The sequence below is a fragment of the Arcticibacterium sp. SM2516 genome, assembly GCF_057914865.1.
On sequence record NZ_CP195290.1, the window covers coordinates 5,398,891 to 5,419,482 of the forward strand.

Sequence of the window (20,592 nt, forward strand, 5' to 3'; positions counted from 1 at the left end):
GGGATTATATAATTGGTAGACCTATTTTTTTTAAATATTCGTATGTATCGTCATAGAATTTAGGGTGTCTAGTATGGTCTTCAATATCTCCCTCAGGAACTACTAATATCATACCTTGCCTTGCTCGAGTTAGCAATACCCTGTATGCATTTAATAGATATTTTTTTCTAGTCTCTTTATGGATTTTCTGCCATTTATTGCCTCGAAATGAAAATGATTCCCAACCATCTTTTGAGCTTCTTAGGTCCCCATCCCAAGTGACGCAGGCCCAATCTAATTCTAAGCCTTGTACTTGAAATTCAGTGGCAACATCTTCTAGGAAATATGAAGAACGAATGTCGTCTTTGTTATTTAAAAACCAATTGACATGATTGATGGGTGACCTAACATCCATCGCCAAAGGTTTTAATCTATAGGCCTGTGAAGAAACGACAATTCCATATCTTTCACTTCCTCTTGCTTTTTCTCTAAGCCAATTTTTGGCAGTTTGTAAATTACGTGTCAGTACTATTGGGTATTTTGATTTTATTCCTTGAAATGTTTCTACAGCAGCTTCATCTTTGTCCAAAATTTGTTTAATGAATTTAGAAACTAGTTCTGCTCTGAAAGAACGCATGGAAACAGATAAATGTAAATTCTCCTCAAAAAGTACTTTGTTCTGTAATTGAAGGTTTTTAATGGCTTCAATAGCATTATATTCGCTTTCGTAAAGGTTTGGCGAAATTCTGGTTTCCCAATAAGGAAAACTATTCTTTACCGCTTCTATCCATTCTGAAATACCTGCCTCACCAGTATTGATTTCTTGGCCTCCACCGACGAGACAAATGATTACTGCCCAGTCATTGTGTCTGTCCAAGCAAGATATCAGAAACTCTGGCTCAGAATACTGAAAGTCAGGTTTGTTTTTCTTCTCCCTCATGAACTTTACAGTTTGCTCTTTGGTCCAAGCTCTTTGGGCTTCATCAAAAATAGCAATATGGTCAAAAGGTGCTTTTGAATCCCTTAAATATTCATCTCTATAATGGTGAATTATTTGAATAAAAGTTTTTACACTTTCACGAGCTAGTGCTTTTGTGATTTTTTTGCCCTTAAGTTTTTCTTGTAATACTTTGTCTCTTGTTAATGCTTCTTGAAGAATATCAACTAACGGTTTATTGCCAGAAAGAAATACACTGGTGTTCCCTTTTTCCTTATCTAAATGTTCCGCAGCTACTTTTAAGCCTACAAGTGTTTTTCCCGCACCTGGAACTCCAGTTACAAAACATATTACTTTCTTATGTTCTGATTTTGCAAATTCAATGGTTTTTGAAATGTAATCGGTTGTTACTTTTAAATTCTTGGCGTCAGCATCACTTCTAGTGATTTCTTCCACACTATGACTATTGTACATTTTTACGGCGGCCTCAATAATAGTAGGGGTAGGGGAATAGCTTCCCGAAATGAAATCAAAAGCGTTTATTATTTGATTACTCTTGAAAGTAGATAAAACTGTATCAATGCATAATTTTAAATTTTTGGAGTTTGTTTTAATAGGTTTTATCAAGTCATCATCATGACTGGTTAGAACTATTTCAATTGGTAAGTCTTTTGCTTTTGTAGCAATTAATACCGGAACAAGAATTTGCGAATGACTCGGTTTATGAAAGTTTTTTAAATCAAGTGCATAATCCCAAACTTGTTCTAAGTTATGTTTTAAGTATTCTTTTTCACCTACTTTGAATTCCAAAACAAAAACAATATTCCCTATTAGTAAAAGGCAATCAACTCGCTTACCCATTCGGGGTATAGAAAACTCGAAATAAATACTACCATTAAAACTTTTTAAAACAGTATTTAATATTTCTATCTGACCTTCCCATGCTTTTAATTCTGTGTTTATATGTCCTTGTCTACCATTTCTTGAAATTTCACCTATAATGGTTTCAGCTGATTTTTTTAAAAATGCTGCAATAGAATCGGAGTAATAGTAGTTCAGCATTTGTTGATTTTAGATTTATGAACCACGAGTTGGTAAAGGTTGAAAGTTGAAATATTCTTAAAATAGTGCTGGGTCATCTTTTAATAGAATAAGTTATACAAATCTAAAAGACTGATCTAAAACTAATTGTTTTTAAATAAAAAATTGATTGGACTAGTTGTCTTTAATACTAATCAGTTTTTATTCTTTAAACAATTCATGATTGAAAAATGAAGCCAAATCTGTATCTAAAGCTTTGGCAATTTTGTTTAGAACAAGAACAGAGACATTTCTGCTGCCTCGCTCTATACCTGTCATGTAGGTTCTATCCACTTCAGCTTTATATGCCAAGGCTTCTTGAGATAATTTATTATGAGCTTTTCGAAGGCCTATAATTCGCTGACCAATAGCGTGTGCTAGATTTCCCAATTGTCTAGATTTTGAATGTTATATTAATGAAGGTAAAGTCATGTTGACTATTGAGCAACGGACTATAGTCAACTTTTGGGGCTGCTCAAGAAATACACCCCAAACAATAACCCAAAACTCCCCAATACGCCCCAAAGTGTTTAATGATAGATGTGGAACACTTTTATAGTATAAGGCATGAGAGCATCAAGCTTTCTTGGGAGGCTTACGTGCTTTTGTAGTCATTTCCCCTTTTATTAAATCTGCAGGAAGAAGCCGCTCGGCTTCTTTTTTGTAGGCTTATTTTTTCAGGTCTTGTATCGTGATGTTTCTGTAAAACACTTCGGAGCCTTCTGCTTGAAGAAGGATTTGACCTTTGGTTAATGGCACCCACCTTTTAGTGCTTTCATCGTATCGCTGCATATTAATGGCCTCGTTTACCAGCTTTCCATTGATAAAGAATTTAGCATTATTACCATTTACGGTGACCATGACATTATTCCAGCCGGAGTGTTCCCAGGAGTTCATTCTAGATATACGGCTGTAGGTGTTTTTTTCGCCTTTGGTTATTAAAGTACCTTCTGGGCTATAATTGTTTCCGTTGCCATCCACTTTAGAGCTGGCTCTAGCCTGTATTATCCATAAGTCACCGCTGTCGCCTTCCTGGATTTGACACTCTATGCCAGAGGGCCAGATAACTCGCTCACCAAATATATGAAATACCACTCCCGCGTCTCTTACTTCGTTTTCTCTTGGAGCAAATTTCTTCTCACCCCATTTGTATTCGAACTTTAAAACATAGTTTTCGTACTCTTTATCTGTGATAATAGCAGCAAAGGGTTGTTTGCTATCTGCCGTTTGGTTGGGATATGCATGTATGGCTTTATCTTTTACACCAAAGTAGTTTTGAGCGGGAGAGTTGTCTTGAGATATCATGTACCAGCCCTCCAAGTTTTTACCATTAAAGAGTGAGACTGTAGGTAAAACTTGAGCTTGACACAGTAAAGAGGATGCTATAAGCAGTATTGATAGGAATTTCATTTGGGTTACATTTTTTTCTAGCCAACAATGTACAAAAAAATGGAATTATCCCTCCAGTTTTAAGTCTGGCTTTTGGATATGATAAACGATGCCAAATAGAGAAATGACTGCTGTAATAAATGAGAAAAGAAAGCCAACGGTAACGGCTAATGTGCTATCAAAAGCAAAGAATACCGCAGCTTGATAAAAAATAAGCTCCCTTATGCCAATGCCAGAAAAAGAAAAGATAGACAGTGCTGAAGAAACTAAAAACACTACCGCGTAAACAATGCTGTCGCTTGGTTCCGAAATGCTGTAAAGTAAAGCTATCAAACTGAAAACCTGTAAACCCTGAATCAAAAGAGAAAGAAGAAGGGGGCGTATAAGTATTGTCTTAAAAGAAGGGAAAAACTGTTTAACAATAAGATAAAAGCTTACTAAGCCCACAGGAACGGCTGCTATCAAAAGTAAAGTGAAGGGGGGCGTTTGAAACAAAGGCAAGCCTATGGCTAAAAGGCAAGCCAAAACACCGATAGCCGCTAAGCCTGTAAGACGGTCTATAAAGAGTACGGCAGTTAGTTTTTTGGCAGACCAATCAAACTTCTTATGCATGGCATACACCTTGTAGGCATCGCCACCTATTCCGCCAGGAATAAAGAAATTATAAAACATACCCAGCAAATACAGAGCGTAGTTGCTGGCTTTTGAGATATTGAAGGTGTTTTTTGAAAGTAGATAACGAAGTCTTTCGGCTGAAATCCACTGAGAAATTAACAATAATACTCCCGCCAGAAGTAACGGAAGTATTTGTGCATCTGCTAGAACAGATTTTATTTTTTCAAACTCAATTTTGGTGAATACCACATAAAGTAACACCACCGTAAATAGAATCTTAAGAGCCGTTATAAGCGATTTTTTATTCAAAAGTGGAGACTTTTCTAATGTTATAAGGCTTTTTGTCCTGCGACTCGTAATAGGTTTTCATCAGTAAATCTGACACAATACCGATGGTGAAAAACTGTATACCTACCAACACTAAAAGCACTCCAAGAATAAGTAGCGGACGGGTACCAATGTCTTCTCCAGATAGTTTCACTATTAAAAGGTAAAGATTTATCAAAGCACCAATACCAAAGAAGGTCATCCCTAGATTCCCGAAAAAATGCAGTGGTTTCTGCATGTATTTCTGTTGGAAAAGAATCAAAAGGACGTCATTAATAACTTTAAATGTTCTGCCTAATCCGTATTTAGAAACCCCGAACTGGCGAGCATGATGTTTTACAGGCACTTCTGTAATTCTGGCCCCATCTATATGAGCATTTAAGGCTATGAAACGATGAAGCTCTCCATAAAGCGGAATGTTTTTAGCCGTTTCGGCCGTCATTACTTTTAAGGCACAGCCGGCATCCGTAATATGGAACTTGGTGGCTTTTCTGATGATGTAATTGGCAATCTTACTGGGTAGTGTTCTCAGGAAATTATCCTTTCTTTTTTGCCTTTGACCTGTCACCATATCCCATTCTTCTTTTATGGCTAGGTTCAGCATCATGGTAATATCCGAAGGGTCGTTTTGCATGTCGCCATCCATCGTGATGACGTAATCTCCTGTGGCGTAGTCTATTCCTGCGGCCAATGCAGAGCTTTGTCCATAGTTCCTTTTAAGTTCTATCAGCACCACATTTGGATTTTTGAAGCCTTTTATTTCTTCTCTAGTCCCGTCGGTTGAGTAGTCGTCTACAAAGATGATTTCGTATGCGTAGTCTTTTAATTCTTTACCTATGGCATCGCACAGTAAGGCGTTATTTCCTTCTTCGTTAAAAACGGGGATTATTATGGATAGTTTCGGAGATTTATTCATGAAAATATGTTCTTGGCGGGCTATAGATGCTCTTTTTAATATTTAATTTTACCGTCGAATAAGAAAATAATTAGCACTCAAATTCATCTCAATTTTTGGTCTTTTAAGACTTTATCCTATGAATAGTATTATTTCCAAAGACGATTATAATCTGTTGTACTTTTTGTTGGCTGCCGTATATGTGGTTGGTTTATTTATTCCCCTGATGGAGAATGACTCTGCCCAGCACGCTACAATGGCCATGCAAATATACCTAGATAATGATTTTCTACACCTCTTTAAGGGAGGTATTCCTTATCTAGACAAGCCGCATATGCACTTTTGGCTGTCTGCAATTTCCTTTAAAGTATTTGGGATTTCACATATTGCTTATCGTTTGCCGGCCATTTTATTTACGGGTATTGGGGCTTATTCATGTTATAAATTGGCCAAAGAGTTCTACGGGGAAATAGCAGCCCAAATTGCTCCTTTAGTATTTCTTTCTTCTTATGCCATTATTTTGGCCAATCATGACGTCCGTACAGATGCTGTTTTAACTGGTGCGTCTATTTGGAGTGTATGGCAGTTGGTAAGATACATTCATACTTCTCAGCTTAAATATTTGGTGGTGGGAGCATTTGCGGCCGCTATTGCATTTTCATGCAAAGGGCATCTCAGTGTTTTTATTACGGGTGTGGTTTTACTGGCCTATATGGCTTACGCCAGAAAGTGGTCAGCTTTTTTTAGCTGGAAATCGCTTTTAGGCTTAGTGGTTTTTGGTTTGGGCATTTTGCCCGTGGTTTACGCCTATTATGTGCAGTATGATTTACATCCAGAGCTAGTGATAGAAGGTCAAACGAATGTTTCTGGCGTAAAATTTATTCTCTGGGACCAAAACTTTAATAGGCTTACCGCAAAAGGTTTTGGAGAGAACAATCCCGATTATCTGTTCTTTTTTCATAATCTACTTTGGGCTTTTATCCCTTGGTCTTTTATCGTTTACTTGGCCTTTTTTGACAGAATAAAATCACTGGTCAAAAACAATTTTAAGTATGTTAAAGGTTTGGAGATTTTGACTTCTGTAGGTGCCATTTTAGTTTTATTTGTTATTAGTACCTCTAAGTTTAAGTTGCCACATTATCTGAATAGTTTATTACCTATTTTGTCTGTTTTGGTAGCAGGTTTTATCATCAACTTGAAAGACAGGAATAGCCTTAAAACATTGAAAGTTATTTTGATAGTACAGTATGTCTCTTTAACACTCATAGCGGGCGGTATTTTTTACCTCACCTTTTGGGCCTTTGGATTGCCATCACCTATTCTCTTGGGAGCATATGGCTTTTTGATAGTGGTATTGGGCTTCATTATTAAGGAGAAAATGGAGCTTTGGCGTAAGATAGTTTTCGTGTCGGTTTCTTATATGGCTATCATAAATTTCTGCCTGAGTACGCATTATTATCCAAACATCATGCCTTTTCAAGCGGGTAATGAAGCGGCCAAAGTGATTAAAGAAGAGGCTATTCCTACGAAGGATATTTTTCTACTTTTTGGAAGATACAGTTGGTCTTTAGATTTTTATACCCAAAGAAACACGCCAAGAATAGCCTTAGAAGATGTTAAAGAAAATGTGAAGCCGGGACAGTGGCTTTTTTTCTATGACGATGATTTAGAAGCGGTGCAAAATGCGGGTATTAAATGGAATAAGAAATTTCACTTCAAACACTTTGGCGTCTCTAAGCCCCGCTTAGATTTTCTAAATCCCAACACGAGAGCTTCTGTTTTAGAAACCGCTTACTTAGTTCAAGTGAAATGAGAAATTATGCGTTGTAGTTTTTAAACCAGTTGGCAAAGTGCTTTACGCCATCTTTAAGGGAGGTGTTAGGGGTATATTCAATGGCTTTTCGCAGGCTCTCAATATCGGCATAAGTTCTTTTCACATCACCCGGCTGCATTGGCAACATTTCTTTAATGCTTTCTATTTCCAGATTGGCTTCCAGTGCCTCAATGAAATCCATCAGTTTGATAGGCGTGCTATTGCCAATATTATGCAGGGCATACGGAACTCCCGGGCCTTGAGGAGCATTTATGCAAAGCCTAGAAATACCTTCAACGATGTCGTCTACATAGGTGAAATCACGCTCCATGTCTCCATTATTGAAAACTTTGATGGCACGTTTATTCATCATAGCGTCTGCAAATAGGGAAGGGGCCATGTCTGGTCTGCCCCATGGGCCATAAACCGTGAAAAATCTCAAACCTGTAGTTGGGATTTGATACAAATGGCTATAAGTGTGAGCCATAAGTTCATTACTCTTTTTGGTAGCCGCATAAATACTTACGGGATGGTCTACTTTGTCGTCTACCGAAAACGGAATCTTTGCATTGTTTCCATAAACAGAAGAGCTAGATGCATATATTAAATGATGAACAGGATACTTTTTAACCGTTTCTAGGATATTTAAGAAGCCATCAACATTATTTTTAATATATGTTTTAGGATTGTCAATACTGTTTCTTACACCCGTTTGGGCAGCAAGATTAATGACAACGTCAAATTGCTCTGAGGCAAAAAGCTCATCTAAAGCCTCAGTATCTAGTAGGTCTGCTTTTATAAATCTATAGTTATCAAAAACGGTAGAAGCTATTAATGTTTTTTCGGGCATTTGAGCATTTGCCGCTATTCCATTATCTGCCAGTCTATCGTATTTCAGCTGCTGCGAATAGTAGTTATTGATATTGTCAAAACCTACTACTACATGTCCTTCGCCTATTAGTTTTTTAATAAGATGAAGTCCTATAAAACCGGCCGCTCCTGTAACTAGAATTTTCATTTTTATGAATCACTTGTTCCATAAAATCCCTTTTAGCGGAAAAAGGTTCGTATTTTGTACTTATTCTTTAAGGAATTCTTCTTTTAATAGTACAAGCCGTTTTAGTAGGATTTTATTAATTTCTAGTAAGTGAGCTTGTATTCAATTAATGACGAAATCTGTTCATCTTGTCTGTTGATAATGACTTTGCTTACACGGTCCAATTCGTCAAACTCATAGGAGAAGATAAGCGTGTAGTCAAAATTTAAACTGGCATCATGGAAAACAACCGTTTTAAGCAGATGTGTACTGAAATTCCCAAGATACTTGTCTCTAAAAGACCAGTGGAAAGTTAAAGGAGATAAGACCTCTTGGCGTATGGTATTCGGTAGGTCTGTATAGTCGTATTCTGCGGTGAGATCACCGTTTCTATAAAACATTAGATCTCCTTCGCTCGAATAATCTTTCTTGAGAGAATTAATTTCTGTGGTTCTAACGAAGTAATTATTCTTAAAATAGTATTTGTATTGATTTGTAAGGCCTTGGATTTCTTTTGCTATTCCCTCATTGCTCAAGTAAATTATTTTTTTGTTCCCATTATCAAGTACAGAAACTTGGTCTGTCTTATAATTGTAGGCATAAAGCGTATCGGTGTTTCTAAGTACACTTTTTAATCTATTATTATCGTCGTAAGATAAATATAAAAGATATTTGGCGGAGGCTTTATTATCTGGTGTTAGTGTTACATCCATCTGAGTAATGGAATTTTGCTCTATTTCTGTGGCTGTGATTTCGGGAAGCAAGTCAACTTCTTCTTGAATCGTATCTACTACATCGACGCCAGATATGGGTTCGGTTCCCTCGTCTTTTTTACATGAGAATATTGTTAAGCTTAGAAGCAGAAAAAGAATGCTAGTGTTTTTCATAGTGTTGAGATAGTTTTTCATTTTAACGCCTATAGACTTTAAAATATTTCTTCTGGCTCAATATTTATTTATGCCCTTCAATCTTCCAGATAATCTAAATCTTTATGAAAAGTCTCAGGTAGGGCATAATTGGCATAAATACCTAATGAGAAACACAGTACCCCCGTAATGATGGCGGCTTGAATAATGGTAAATCCGTTTATAGCACCAATAAAGCCATATAACATACTGATAGGGATAGCGGCTCCTCTCACAAAATTAGGAATGGTGGTGGCTACGGTAGATCTTATGTTAGTGCCAAACTGTTCTGCTCCCATGGTAATCATCACTATCCAGTAACCTGTAGAAATACCCATTAAAATACAGACGGTGTAAAAGGTGTAAGCCGACTGCCCATGGAGGTTGAGATAGACCAAAGAAATTATCAAACTGCATACTTGAAAGATGCCTATAGCCTTTTTTCTGCTTTGGAGTTTTTGACTTACTACGCCACAAAGCACATCGCCAAAAGCTAAACCGAGGTATATAAATGCCACTGCTTTTCCTGTGGTTATTTCTCCTTTTATACCCAATTCTTCTGCCAATGAAGGTGCCATTTGCATTAAAATAGTGACCACGAAAAAGACTGGGATGCCCACGAGCAAACTTAAAAGGTAGATTTTTCTGCTTTTCGGATTTCTAATGAGCTTTAGAATGTTTCCTCTTTCTTTTTTGCTTTCACTGGCATGAAGAAACATGTCTGACTCATAAGTACCGATGCGTAAGAGTAAAAGAAGTATACCGAGTGCTCCGCCAATAAAAAAAGCATAACGCCAATAGAAGGCATCGCCAATGAGGCCAGCCACTACGGCTCCTAAAACACCTGTAGCGGCTAATATGGAAGTGCCATAGCCCCGAATTTTCTGAGGCATAGTTTCTGCCACAATGGTGACGCCTACGCCTAATTCGCCCGCCAAGCCAACTCCAGCTAAAAACCGAAGAGCGGAGTAAGAATAAATATCAGAGATGAATCCATTAATGATATTACAAACAGAGTATAAAATGATGGAAGCAAAGAGCACCGAAAGGCGTCCTTTTTTGTCACCAAGAACACCGAATACAACTCCTCCTATGAGTAAACCAACCATTTGAATGTCAAACAGTAATAATCTCATATGGTCTAGAGATGCTCCAGAGTAACCCATTTCTGCTAAACTACTCTTACCAATAACCACAAAAAGTACTAAGTCGAAGGTGTCAACAAAATAACCTAAAGAGGCTACTAAAAGGAGTAGCCAAGTTGATTTTTTCATGCGTTAAAGTCTTCGGCAAGAATGGCGTACATATAGTTATCTGACCAACCAGATTTCAAGGGTAATACCTTTCTTTTTCTTCCTTCTTGCTGCATGTTGAGTTTTTCTAGGACTCTAATGGAAGCTATATTTTCTACGGCTACGCCTGCTTCTACTCTGTGTAGCTTCAGTTTACTAAAGCCAAAACTTAAAATGCTCTCCAAAGCTTCGCTAGCAAAACCTTGACCCCAAAAATCTGGATGAAGTTTATACCATACTTCTGCTTTTTGCTGCTTTTTTGAACCAGAAGAAACCAAAGCAATTAGGCCTATGAACTGATTGGTTTTAGTCAGCTCAATGGAGAAGGTGTAATTTTCAATGCTGTCTTTACTGTTTTCCGAGATCCATGGTTTTATGGTACCCTCGGTTTCTTTAATGTCTTTAGGTATTCCTAGTGTATTAAAATGGTCTACTTCCGGTCTGGCGAGTAGCTTATGAATAGGTTCTAGGTCACAGTTGTCTACCAGTTTCAGGGTTATCCTTTCACTGAAAATGTTCATTTGTCCTTTATTAATCACGAGAGCTTACCTAGTTTAAATTGTTCAGCGGCATAATTGGCGGCCCTAGCCGTCAAAGCCATATAAGTTAAAGATGGGTTTACACAGGAAGATGAAGTCATGGCTGCTCCATCTGTTACAAAAACGTTCTCCGCACCCCACACCTGATTCCATTTGTTGAGTACCGAAGTTTTAGGATCTCTTCCCATTCTTGCAGTACCCATTTCATGGATTCCTACACCTGGGCTTTTTTCTTTGTCATTGTTTCCTACCACATCCTTTAATCCTGCGGCTTCTAACATATCTACTGCCTCTTTCATGATGGTTTCACGCATAAGGATTTCGTTTTTACCCCACCCGGCATCAAATTCAATTTGCGGCAAACCGTTTTTGTCTTTTTTATCTGAAATTGTCATGCGATTATTTGGGTCAGGTAGTGTCTCTCCAAATCCCCATAAACTGACATTCCAAGATCCTGGTAGGCTCATGTTGTCCTTAAACGCAGCTCCAAATGTGGCAGCATTTTCTGGGTATTGCCCTTTTCCTCGCGTTGCTTGCCCTTGGAAGCCAAAGCCTCTAAGAAATTCTCTTTTGTCGTCACCCCAGTTGGCAAATCTTGGAATATATATGCCATTTGGTCTACGTCCATAATAGTAACGGTCTTCCATGCCTTCAAACCTTCCAGTAGCTCCTACAGCCAAATGGTGGTCCATTATGTTTCGGCCTAATTGGTCGCTATCATTTCCTAAACCATTGACATGTTTGGAAGATTTAGACTGCATCATTATCCAAGCAGAATTCATGGCAGAGGCATTTAGGAAAATGATTTTGGCAAAATACTCGACCTCTTCATTTGTTTTTTCATCAATGGCTTTTACGCCAATAACTTTATCTGTCTCCTTGTCGAAAATGGTTTGGTAAACTATTTTGTTGTTGATTACAGTAAGGTTTTCGGTTCTCTTAGCTGCAGGTAAAGTGGCCGATTGGGTACTAAAATAAGCACCATAAGGACAGCCTCTTTGACATAGGTTTCTGTTTTGGCAAGTACCACGACCTAGAGCTAATTGTTCTTCTGTTGGATTGGTCAAATGTGCGGCTCTGCCTATAAAAAGGTGTCTGTTTTTAAAGTTAGACTCTATCCCTTTTTTAACTTCTTTTTCTACGCAGTTGAGCTCCATGGGCGTTTGGAAAATGCCATCTGGAAGAACATCTAAACCTTCTCTGCTGCCACTAACTCCCGCAAAACGCTCTACATAATCATACCATGGTGCCAAATCTTCATACCTTATTGGCCAGTCTACGCCATGTCCATCTTCTAAGTTAGCCTCAAAATCTCTTTTATTCCATCTGTAGCTTTGTTTTCCCCAAGTTAAAGATCTGCCGCCAGTTTGGTATCCTCTTACCCAGTCAAACCTTCTTTTTTCAGCAAACGGGTAATCTACGTCTTTTACAAAATGTGGAAGTATATCTTCAGCATTGGCAAAGCCCGCTCTAGCTCCAGCGTAATATTCCTCTTTTTCCTTATTCGTTAATTGACCTCTATGTGGGAAATCCCAAGGGTCCTTCATGGCATTTTCATAACCAGTAACATGCTCAATATGTCTGCCCCGTTCTATCATGAGTACTTTGAGGCCTTTTTCTGTCAATTCCTTGGCTGCCCATCCTCCAGATACTCCTGAGCCTACTACAATGGCGTCAAAAGTTACGTTTTCTTTAGCTTTTCCTTGTATATACATGCTATGGGTAGAATATATTTTTTATTAAATACGGGTGAATGAAAAGGTTTGTAGGATAGCTCTTGAAAATCAAGAGCTAATGTCCTTAGTATTTATTCAAAACATGACATGTTTATAGGTTATTATATCAATGAGGCGGAATAATTATAGATTGCCTAGTTTAAATTGTTCGGCGGCATAATTCGCAGCTCTTGCTGTTAAAGCCATATAAGTTAGGGATGGGTTTACACAGGAAGAAGATGTCATGGCTGCTCCATCCGTTACAAATACATTTTCTGCTCCCCACACTTGATTCCATTTGTTTAATACAGATGTTTTTGGGTCACGACCCATTCTGGCTGTACCCATTTCATGTATTCCTACTCCCGGACTTTTCTCCATCTCATTATATCCTACCACATCTTCTAAGCCAGCTGCTTCTAACATATCTATGGCTTCTTTCATGATGGTTTCTCTCATTTGGAGCTCGTTTTGACCCCAAGCCGCATCAAATTCAATTTGAGGCAACCCGTTTTTGTCTTTTTTATCAGCTAATCTTATTCTATTATTAGGGTCTGGCAAGGTTTCTCCAAACCCTCTCATACTAAATGACCAAGGTCCAGGTAAGCTCATTTTTTCCTTGAAATCAGCACCAAAACTGGCATCGTTTAGGCCTGGGTCTCCTTGAGCTCGGCTGGCTCCACCTTGATAGCCAAAACCTCTTAAGAAATCTCTTTTGTCATCCCCCCAATTGGCAAATCTCGGAATGTATATACCGTTAGGCCTGCGGCCATAATAATATTTGTCTTCATGACCTGGATAGTGACCTCTTGCACCTGCATTTAGGTGATGGTCCATAATATTACGACCTAATTGGTCGCTTTCATTTCCCAGTCCATTTGGATGTTTTGAGGAGGTCGACTGCATCATTATCCACGCTGAATTCATGGCTGAGGCATTGATGAAGATGATTTTGGCAAAATATTCTATTTCTTCATTGGTCTTCTCATCAATGGATTTTACGCCAATAACCTTATCGGTTTCCTTGTCAAAAATGGTTTGATAAACTATCTTATCATTGACCACCGTAAGATTTTCTGTTTTTTTGGCGGCAGGCAATGTGGCAGCTTGTGTACTGAAGTAAGCACCGTAAGGGCACCCTCTTTTACAGAGGTTTCTGTTTTGACAAGTACCACGTCCAAGAGCTAATTGTTCTTCTGTTGGGTTTGTCAAATGTGCAGCTCTTCCAATAAAAAGGTGTCTGTTTTTAAAATTTGATTCTATTCCTTTTTTGACTTCTTTTTCTACGCAGTTGAGTTCCATGGGTGTTTGAAATATACCATCAGGCAATACGTCTAGCCCTTCCATACTTCCACTTATACCCGCAAAACGTTCTACATGATCATACCAAGGAGCCAAATCTTCATATCTGATGGGCCAGTCTACGCCATGACCATCTTCTAAATTAGCCTCAAAATCCCTTTTATTCCATCTGTAGCTTTGCTTTCCCCAAGTTAGGGAGCGGCCACCCGTTTGATATCCACGTACCCAGTCAAATCTTTTTCGCTCCGCAAAAGGATAATCTACATCCTTTACGAAATGTGGTAGTATGTCTTGAGCATTGGCAAAGCCAGCTCTTGATCCTGAGTAATATTCTTTTTTTTCTTTGTTGGAAAGTTGGCCTCTGTATTCAAAGTCCCAAGGGTTTTTCATGGCATTTTCATAGCCACTTACGTGCTCAATGTGTCTGCCACGTTCTATCATGAGCACTTTAAGACCTTTTTCGGTCAATTCTTTGGCAGCCCAACCTCCTGATATTCCAGATCCCACCACTATGGCGTCAAAAGTCAATGCTTCTTTGGCCTTTCCTTGTATGTACATTATTTAATAGGTTTTCTAATTACGTAAAGAGCTTGCTAATTTGATCAATAAAATCCACAAAGAAAAACCGTAAGAATATGAAAAAAGATATCTTTTATAGAGACCTGCCGATAATGTAGCCTTCTTGACATAATAGGAAGGTCTTCGGTCTTTACTCAAGTGCTTTTAACGTCGAATTAAAAATTTTGTTTTTTTAGTAAGGCTATGTTTCTAGTAAAGGGGTTTACTAACGGTATTTATATGGCAATCCATTCTTAATCATCTATAAAAGCCCTTCAGGACAGGGTAGTCTTTAAGTCTTTTAGAATAAGTCCAATGCCATTCTTTTTGACTTAGTTGGCATTTATAATCAGCATAAGTGTCATTCCGAATATTATTCCACTAAGTATAAGGTTCCAAGTTTTTCTTCTTAAATCTAGTATGGTTATCATGAAGAAATTTAATAGTAGCACCGCAAGGACAATGATGATTTGACCAAATTCTAATCCTAAGTTAAAGGCGAAAAGTGGTTTTATGATACTGCTTTCTCCACCCAATAAACTTTTAAGGTAATTGGAAAAGCCCAGTCCGTGGATTAATCCGAAAACGGTAGCAATGATGTATCTTACAAGTTTTCTTTTTCGCGGTTCAGCGTAGATACTTTTCTGGAACTTATGGAAAAAGTTAACGACACAGGTTAGTAGAATAGTTATAGGTATTAAAAATTCTATCAGGTCAGAATTTACTTTTACTAAACCGGTGGCAGAAAGACCTAAAGTCATGGAATGCCCTAAGGTAAAGGCGGTTACCAATATAAGTACACTTTTCCATTGTTTTAAGGAAGAAATGGCACAGAGTGCAACGATGAATAAGATGTGATCGAAACCTTTTAAGTCGGTTATGTGCTGATAACCAAGTTTTAAGTAAATGAGAAATTCTTGCATGTAATATTTTAAGATAAAATTGGCTTGAAGTTACAAAATGGCATCTATTAAGCCAATTTACTAGGTCTTTTTACGCAAAATCTTATAGGCTATCCACGGCCCTTCAAGCGTTTAATTTTTCTTTACTGTATTGCTCTAGAATATTTAATTTATAAAACAGAATTCTCTGGGGTCCCTCCAAGTTTATAGGGGTAGTCAGTGGTGTAATGTAAGCCTCTACTTTCTTTTCTTTTTTGAGCACATTTTATGACCATTTCGGCACATAAAATAAGATTACGAAGTTCACAAAGTTTTACAGACAACTTGGTTTTCTTATAAAACTCTTCCGTTTCATCTTGCAATAAATGCAATCTTCTCATAGCTCTTTCTAAACGAAAATCTGAACGGACAATTCCCACATAATCAGACATCATTCTTTGAAGCTCTCTAAGGTTGTGCGTGACTAGAACGGCCTCTTTGGGTTGCTCGGCACCAAACTCATCCCAGTCGGGAATAGAAGTATTAAATTCTATACCTTCAATATTATCAAGGGCCTTTTGAGCTATTCTATTACCAAAAACTGCTGCTTCTACAAGAGAGTTAGATGCTAGTCGATTGGCTCCGTGTAGTCCTGAGGAGGAACATTCTCCGCAGGCAAAAAGGTTGCTGATGCTAGATTGTCCATTATAATCTACTAGAATACCACCACAAAGGTAGTGGGCAGCGGGGGTTACAGGAATATAGTCTTTGGTCATATCTACCCCTACCGTCAGACATTTCTGATAGATATTAGGGAAATGATCAAGGATCATTTCCTTAGACTTATGGGTGATGTCAAGATAAACAAACTCCTCACCAGACTTCTTCATTTCGGCATCTATACTCCTAGCAACAATATCTCTAGGAGCCAGTGAGCCTCTTTCGTCATAGTCGTACATAAACTCACGACCATTTTTATCTCTTAAGACGCCGCCTTCACCTCTTACGGCTTCAGTGACTAAAAAGCTAGGGAAAGAGCCAGGGTTGTAAAGAGAAGTTGGATGAAACTGAATCATTTCCATGTCTCTAACTTTCCCCTTTGCTCTATAAACCATCGCTATGCCATCTCCGGTGGCTATCACAGGATTAGTAGTGGCTGCATAAATATGCCCAGCACCACCTGTGGCCATAAGTGTCATTTTCGACAGAATCTTTTCTACTTTTCCAGAGTTTACGTCTAAAGCATATATACCATAGCACGTAATGTCTTCCGTTTCTCTGGTAATCTTAATGCCTAAATGATGCTGAGTAATCACCTCAACGGCATAATAGTGCGTTAAGATTTCAATGTTTGGGTTTTTAGAGACCTCTTCTAAAAGAGCTCTTTCTATTTCCCAGCCTGTAATATCTTTATAATGGAGAATTCTTTTTTCTGAATGACCGCCCTCTCTGGTCAAATCATAAGTACCGTCTTCGTCTTTATCAAAATTGGCACCGTATTCTATCAATTCTCTGATTCTATCTGGGCCTTCCTTGATGACAATTTCCACCGTCTTTCTGTCACAAAGCCCATCACCAGCTATAAGCGTGTCGCTAATGTGTTTTTCATACGTATCTACTTCTGGGTTGAAAACAGCAGCTATCCCTCCTTGGGCATATTTGGTGTTGGTTTCTTCCGCGTTTACTTTGGTTAAAACTAAAACCTTCCCTTCCTTGGCGGCTTTAAGAGCAAAACTAAGACCGGCTATACCAGAACCGATAACTAAAAAATCTGTTTGACGCATATTAGTGTTTGAGACTATTCAACAAAAAAAAGAAGAAATTTCCATAATGCCACTGATTATACCAATCCCTCTCTAAGTAAATCGTGTAAATGAATAAATCCTAAAACCTTTTGGTTGTCCACCACGATGAGCTGTGTAATGCTGTTTTTACGCATGTATCCTAGAGCTTCAACGCCCAAAACATCCTTTTTGATGGTTTTTGGGGTTTTACCCATGATATCTTTTGCTTTTAATCCACTGAAATCGGCATTCTCATTTAGCATACGTCTTAAATCACCGTCAGTGATGATGCCTACCAAGTTTTCCTCCTCGTTTAAAACGGCAGTAGCTCCTAGTCTTTTTGACGTGATTTCCAGAATTACGGCATTAATTCCCTCATTCTCCCTGACCACAGGAATTGCATTTTTTGTATAAATGTCTGAGACTTTAAGGAGCATGATTTTTCCTAAATTTCCTGAAGGATGATACTGAGCAAAGTCCTCTTGGCCGAAATTTCTCATGTCCATCAAACACACTGCAAGGGCGTCTCCCATTACCAAAGCGGTAGTGGTAGAAGAAGTAGGAGCAAGGTTATTTATGCCGGCCTCTACTTCTACAAATACATTTAAAGTGCAATCTGCAGCTTTGGCTAAGGCGGAGTCTACATTGCCAGTAATGGCTATTAGTGGAGATTTAACCCGTTTAATATAAGGAAGTAAATTTACTATTTCTGGACTGTTTCCACTTTTAGACAAACAAATGACTATATCGTTTTTGTCCAATATGCCAAGATCACCATGAAGTGCGTCTACGGCATGCATAAAGACAGCTCTCTGCCCAGTAGAATTAAAGGTTGCAGAAATCTTCTGGGCAATTATCGCACTCTTTCCAAGACCCGTTAAAACAGCCTTTCCTTTAGAATTGAGTATCAGGCTTATAGCTTTTATGAAGTCTTCGTTAATAGAACTTTTCAAAGAATCTATTGCCTCTGACTCAGCGGTGATGACTTTTTTGGCTAAGTCGGTTATTTTTTTCTTTATTTTCGTATCCACTTATAAAATTCAGTAATAATTATTCGACAAAAGTATAAAATCTTTGTCAGCATAAGATTTAAAGCCCCTTAAGGTGAATTGAGTTAAAAAGTACTAAGTAAAGTGATTTTTTTTGGCTAAATTTAGATACCATAATTTTAAAGCCCTTTGATAGGACGTAAGGAGCAGGTACTTAGTGACTTACCATGATTGATATAATAATAGAAAACAAACTAAAGCAAAATCTTAAAGATGTCTTTGGTTTCGACAAATTTCGAGGAGAGCAAGATAAGATAATACACAGTGTGGTTTCTGGTCAAAACACTTTCGTGATCATGCCAACTGGTGCAGGAAAATCCTTATGCTATCAGCTTCCCGCAATTACGCTAGACGGTACGGCAGTTGTAATTAGCCCTTTGATTGCCCTGATGAAAAATCAGGTTGACCAAATGGTGGCCTTTGGGATCAATGCCCAATTTTTAAATTCTACACTCAACAAGTCAGAAATGAACAGAGTGAAGAAAGATGTACTCAGCGGAGAGTGTAAATTACTTTACATAGCTCCAGAATCTTTAACAAAAGAAGATAACCTTGTTTTTCTTAAACAGGCCAAATTGTCTTTTGTGGCTGTAGATGAAGCTCACTGTATTTCTGAATGGGGTCATGACTTCAGACCAGAGTACAGAAAAATCAGGAGCATTATTGAAAGCATTGACGTTAATTTGCCCATTATAGCCCTTACGGCTACCGCGACGCCAAAGGTTCAGATGGATATTAAGAAGAATCTTGACATGGATGATTCTACTTTATTCAAAACGTCTTTTAATAGAGCCAATCTTTACTATGAAGTTAGGCCAAAGATTAATCCTAAGAAACAGCTAATCCAGTTTGTAAGTCAATACAAAGGGAAAGGTGGGATTGTTTATTGTTTGAGCAGAAAGAAAGTAGAGGAAATAGCGAGTTTATTATCTGTAAACGGCGTTAAAGCTCTTCCGTATCATGCAGGTTTGGATCCTGATGTGAGGATTAAAAACCAGGATGCCTTTTTGAAGGGAGATTGTGACGTGGTTTGTGCCACTATTGCATTCGGAATGGGTATTGATAAACCAGATGTTCGTTTTGTGGTTCATTACGATGCCCCTAAATCTTTAGAAGGTTATTATCAAGAAACGGGTAGAGCAGGTAGAGATGGTTTGGATGGAACCTGCCTTATGTTTTATGCTTATGATGATGTTCTCAAACTAGAGAAATTTAATAAAGATAAAAGTGTGATGGAGCGTGAAAACGCCAAAGCACTTTTGATGGAAATAGTTTCGTATTCTACTTTAGGTGTTTGTCGTAGACGTCAGCTTCTCGGCTATTTCGGCGAATACATGGACAAGGACTGTGGTTTCTGTGATAACTGTAAGCACAAGACAGGTTCTTTTGTAGTGAAAGATGAGATTACCTTAGCTCTTAAAGCTATTCTGGCAACAGAAGAGAGGTTTCCTTTGCAACACATTGCAGATTTACTGACTGCCAATACCACTAAAAATGATTACATCGTTAGTCATGATCATCATAAACTAGCAGAGTATGGTGCAGGTTTAAATTATTTCAAAGGAGATAAAATAGACTTTTTTAAACCTAACGGTAAAGACGACACGGAGAAAGAGAAATTTGGGCCTACAGACAGATGGGTTTCAGTGCTTCGTCAGTTAATGGTTTACGGTATTATAGAAAAAGATATTGAAAACTATGGCGTCATAAAAGTTTCTGCTACCGGGAAGGCGTTTTTAAAGAAACCGCATGAAATAGAAATGCGTGACGACCACGACCTTTCTCTTGCAGAAGGTAGTAGAGATGACGGTATTCAGTCTTCCGGCCCAAGTGGCGGCGGTGGTGCTGCAGATGAGGCTCTTCTGGAAATGCTTAAGAGCTTATGTAAAAAGGTAGGAAAAGCCCACGGAATACCTCCTTATGCTGTTTTTCAAGAGCCTTCTTTATTAGAGATGGCCAGTGTTTACCCTATTAATATGGAATCTCTTACACAGGTTCAAGGTGTTGGAATGGGTAAGGCTAAGAAATTTGGTAAGGATTTTATTGAAATGATAGCCAAATATGTTGAAGAAAACGACATAGAAACGACGCAGGATTTTGTAGTGAAATCTGCAGTTAATAAATCAAAGGCCAAAATTGTTATCATTCAGCAGGTGGATAGAAAAGTTAGTTTGCCAGAAATAGCGGACTCTCTGAAGATAAGTTTTGATGAACTGCTAACGGAGATTGAAAACATTTGCTACTCAGGCACCAAGCTTAATATAGATTACTATCTGGAAGAAGAGATGGATGAGGATAAGCAAGACGATCTTTATGATTATTTCATGTCTTCACAGTCTGATGCCATAGATAAAGCTATGGTGGAGTTTGAAGATTACGAAGAAGAAGTAACGGAAGAAGACGTTAGACTAATTAGAGTTAAGTTTTTAAGTGAAGTGGCCAACTAAGCCACAGCTATATTTTAAGAGAGGCTATTTCATGAATGTGGGATAGCCT

The 20,592-nt window shown here is 38.2% G+C and carries 16 protein-coding genes; 2 read left to right on the forward strand and 14 right to left on the reverse strand.

What is annotated here, in order from left to right; all coding sequences use genetic code 11:
• Positions 1–4 precede the first annotated feature (4 nt).
• The 5 genes from ACSBFT_RS22010 to ACSBFT_RS22030 all read right to left on the reverse strand — a co-directional run bounded on the left by ACSBFT_RS22010 (position 5) and on the right by ACSBFT_RS22030 (position 5,243).
• On the reverse strand, positions 5–1,978 hold the full coding sequence (locus tag ACSBFT_RS22010) for a DUF2075 domain-containing protein (RefSeq protein WP_489602450.1): 1,974 nt from the start codon (positions 1,976–1,978) through the stop codon (positions 5–7).
• A 180-nt stretch (positions 1,979–2,158) separates the two neighbouring features.
• On the reverse strand, positions 2,159–2,386 hold the full coding sequence (locus tag ACSBFT_RS22015; RefSeq protein WP_489602451.1) for a helix-turn-helix domain-containing protein: 228 nt from the start codon (positions 2,384–2,386) through the stop codon (positions 2,159–2,161).
• Positions 2,387–2,665: 279 nt separating this feature from the next.
• The gene (locus ACSBFT_RS22020; protein ID WP_489602452.1) at positions 2,666–3,406 is read right to left on the reverse strand and encodes a 3-keto-disaccharide hydrolase; all 741 of its coding nucleotides are present in this window, start codon (positions 3,404–3,406) and stop codon (positions 2,666–2,668) included.
• A gap of 45 nt (positions 3,407–3,451) precedes the next feature.
• Positions 3,452–4,309 carry a lysylphosphatidylglycerol synthase transmembrane domain-containing protein gene (locus tag ACSBFT_RS22025; RefSeq protein WP_489602453.1) on the reverse strand — a complete coding sequence of 286 codons (858 nt, stop codon included), beginning with the start codon at positions 4,307–4,309 and terminating at the stop codon, positions 3,452–3,454.
• Positions 4,302–5,243: a glycosyltransferase family 2 protein gene (locus ACSBFT_RS22030; protein ID WP_489602454.1), complete on the reverse strand. Its 942-nt coding sequence runs from the start codon at positions 5,241–5,243 to the stop codon at positions 4,302–4,304. The genes ACSBFT_RS22025 and ACSBFT_RS22030 overlap by 8 nt, the downstream gene beginning before the upstream one ends.
• A 118-nt stretch (positions 5,244–5,361) precedes the next feature.
• Here ACSBFT_RS22030 and ACSBFT_RS22035 point away from each other — a divergent pair, with 118 nt between their 5' ends.
• Positions 5,362–7,035, forward strand: coding sequence for an ArnT family glycosyltransferase (locus tag ACSBFT_RS22035; RefSeq protein ID WP_489602455.1), 1,674 nt, complete (start codon positions 5,362–5,364; stop codon positions 7,033–7,035).
• A gap of 4 nt (positions 7,036–7,039) precedes the next feature.
• Here ACSBFT_RS22035 and ACSBFT_RS22040 read toward each other — a convergent pair whose 3' ends face one another.
• The 9 genes from ACSBFT_RS22040 to ACSBFT_RS22080 all read right to left on the reverse strand — a co-directional run bounded on the left by ACSBFT_RS22040 (position 7,040) and on the right by ACSBFT_RS22080 (position 18,078).
• Positions 7,040–8,053 (reverse strand): NAD-dependent epimerase/dehydratase family protein, encoded by a 1,014-nt coding sequence (locus ACSBFT_RS22040; protein ID WP_489602456.1) that lies wholly within the window; start codon positions 8,051–8,053, stop codon positions 7,040–7,042.
• Between the two features lie 122 nt (positions 8,054–8,175).
• The gene (locus tag ACSBFT_RS22045; RefSeq protein ID WP_489602457.1) at positions 8,176–8,958 is read right to left on the reverse strand and encodes a hypothetical protein; all 783 of its coding nucleotides are present in this window, start codon (positions 8,956–8,958) and stop codon (positions 8,176–8,178) included.
• Between the two features lie 77 nt (positions 8,959–9,035).
• Positions 9,036–10,250, reverse strand: a complete 1,215-nt coding sequence (locus ACSBFT_RS22050; RefSeq protein ID WP_489602458.1) for an MFS transporter — start codon at positions 10,248–10,250, stop codon at positions 9,036–9,038.
• Positions 10,247–10,789, reverse strand: a complete 543-nt coding sequence (locus ACSBFT_RS22055; protein WP_489602459.1) for a GNAT family N-acetyltransferase — start codon at positions 10,787–10,789, stop codon at positions 10,247–10,249. Before ACSBFT_RS22055 ends, ACSBFT_RS22050 begins: the two co-directional genes overlap by 4 nt.
• Positions 10,790–10,803: 14 nt before the next feature.
• Entirely contained in the window at positions 10,804–12,522 is a 1,719-nt protein-coding gene (locus tag ACSBFT_RS22060) for a GMC oxidoreductase (protein WP_489602460.1), read from the reverse strand.
• Between the two features lie 144 nt (positions 12,523–12,666).
• Positions 12,667–14,382, reverse strand: a complete 1,716-nt coding sequence (locus ACSBFT_RS22065; protein ID WP_489602461.1) for an FAD-dependent oxidoreductase — start codon at positions 14,380–14,382, stop codon at positions 12,667–12,669.
• A gap of 332 nt (positions 14,383–14,714) precedes the next feature.
• Entirely contained in the window at positions 14,715–15,320 is a 606-nt protein-coding gene (locus ACSBFT_RS22070) for a HupE/UreJ family protein (protein ID WP_489604856.1), read from the reverse strand.
• A 134-nt stretch (positions 15,321–15,454) separates the two neighbouring features.
• On the reverse strand, positions 15,455–17,047 hold the full coding sequence (gene nadB / locus ACSBFT_RS22075) for an L-aspartate oxidase (RefSeq protein ID WP_463048795.1): 1,593 nt from the start codon (positions 17,045–17,047) through the stop codon (positions 15,455–15,457).
• Positions 17,048–17,103: 56 nt separating this feature from the next.
• A complete protein-coding gene (locus ACSBFT_RS22080; protein ID WP_463048796.1) occupies positions 17,104–18,078 on the reverse strand; it encodes a KpsF/GutQ family sugar-phosphate isomerase in 975 nt (324 codons plus the stop codon).
• A 185-nt stretch (positions 18,079–18,263) separates the two neighbouring features.
• Between ACSBFT_RS22080 and ACSBFT_RS22085 the strand changes: the two genes are divergently transcribed.
• Positions 18,264–20,543, forward strand: coding sequence for a RecQ family ATP-dependent DNA helicase (locus ACSBFT_RS22085; RefSeq protein WP_463048797.1), 2,280 nt, complete (start codon positions 18,264–18,266; stop codon positions 20,541–20,543).
• The last annotated feature ends 49 nt before the right edge of the window (positions 20,544–20,592 follow it).

Coding starts and splice junctions, on each gene's coding strand:
- ACSBFT_RS22065 (WP_489602461.1), bottom strand. CDS start 14,382: ATGTACATACAAGGAAAGGCCAAAGAAGCATTGACTTTTGACGCCATA.
- ACSBFT_RS22035 (WP_489602455.1), top strand. CDS start 5,362: ATGAATAGTATTATTTCCAAAGACGATTATAATCTGTTGTACTTTTTG.
- ACSBFT_RS22040 (WP_489602456.1), bottom strand. CDS start 8,053: ATGAAAATTCTAGTTACAGGAGCGGCCGGTTTTATAGGACTTCATCTT.
- nadB (WP_463048795.1), bottom strand. CDS start 17,047: ATGCGTCAAACAGATTTTTTAGTTATCGGTTCTGGTATAGCCGGTCTT.
- ACSBFT_RS22050 (WP_489602458.1), bottom strand. CDS start 10,250: ATGAAAAAATCAACTTGGCTACTCCTTTTAGTAGCCTCTTTAGGTTAT.
- ACSBFT_RS22010 (WP_489602450.1), bottom strand. CDS start 1,978: ATGCTGAACTACTATTACTCCGATTCTATTGCAGCATTTTTAAAAAAA.
- ACSBFT_RS22060 (WP_489602460.1), bottom strand. CDS start 12,522: ATGTATATACAAGGAAAAGCTAAAGAAAACGTAACTTTTGACGCCATT.
- ACSBFT_RS22085 (WP_463048797.1), top strand. CDS start 18,264: ATGATTGATATAATAATAGAAAACAAACTAAAGCAAAATCTTAAAGAT.
- ACSBFT_RS22020 (WP_489602452.1), bottom strand. CDS start 3,406: ATGAAATTCCTATCAATACTGCTTATAGCATCCTCTTTACTGTGTCAA.
- ACSBFT_RS22055 (WP_489602459.1), bottom strand. CDS start 10,789: ATGAACATTTTCAGTGAAAGGATAACCCTGAAACTGGTAGACAACTGT.
- ACSBFT_RS22030 (WP_489602454.1), bottom strand. CDS start 5,243: ATGAATAAATCTCCGAAACTATCCATAATAATCCCCGTTTTTAACGAA.
- ACSBFT_RS22045 (WP_489602457.1), bottom strand. CDS start 8,958: ATGAAAAACACTAGCATTCTTTTTCTGCTTCTAAGCTTAACAATATTC.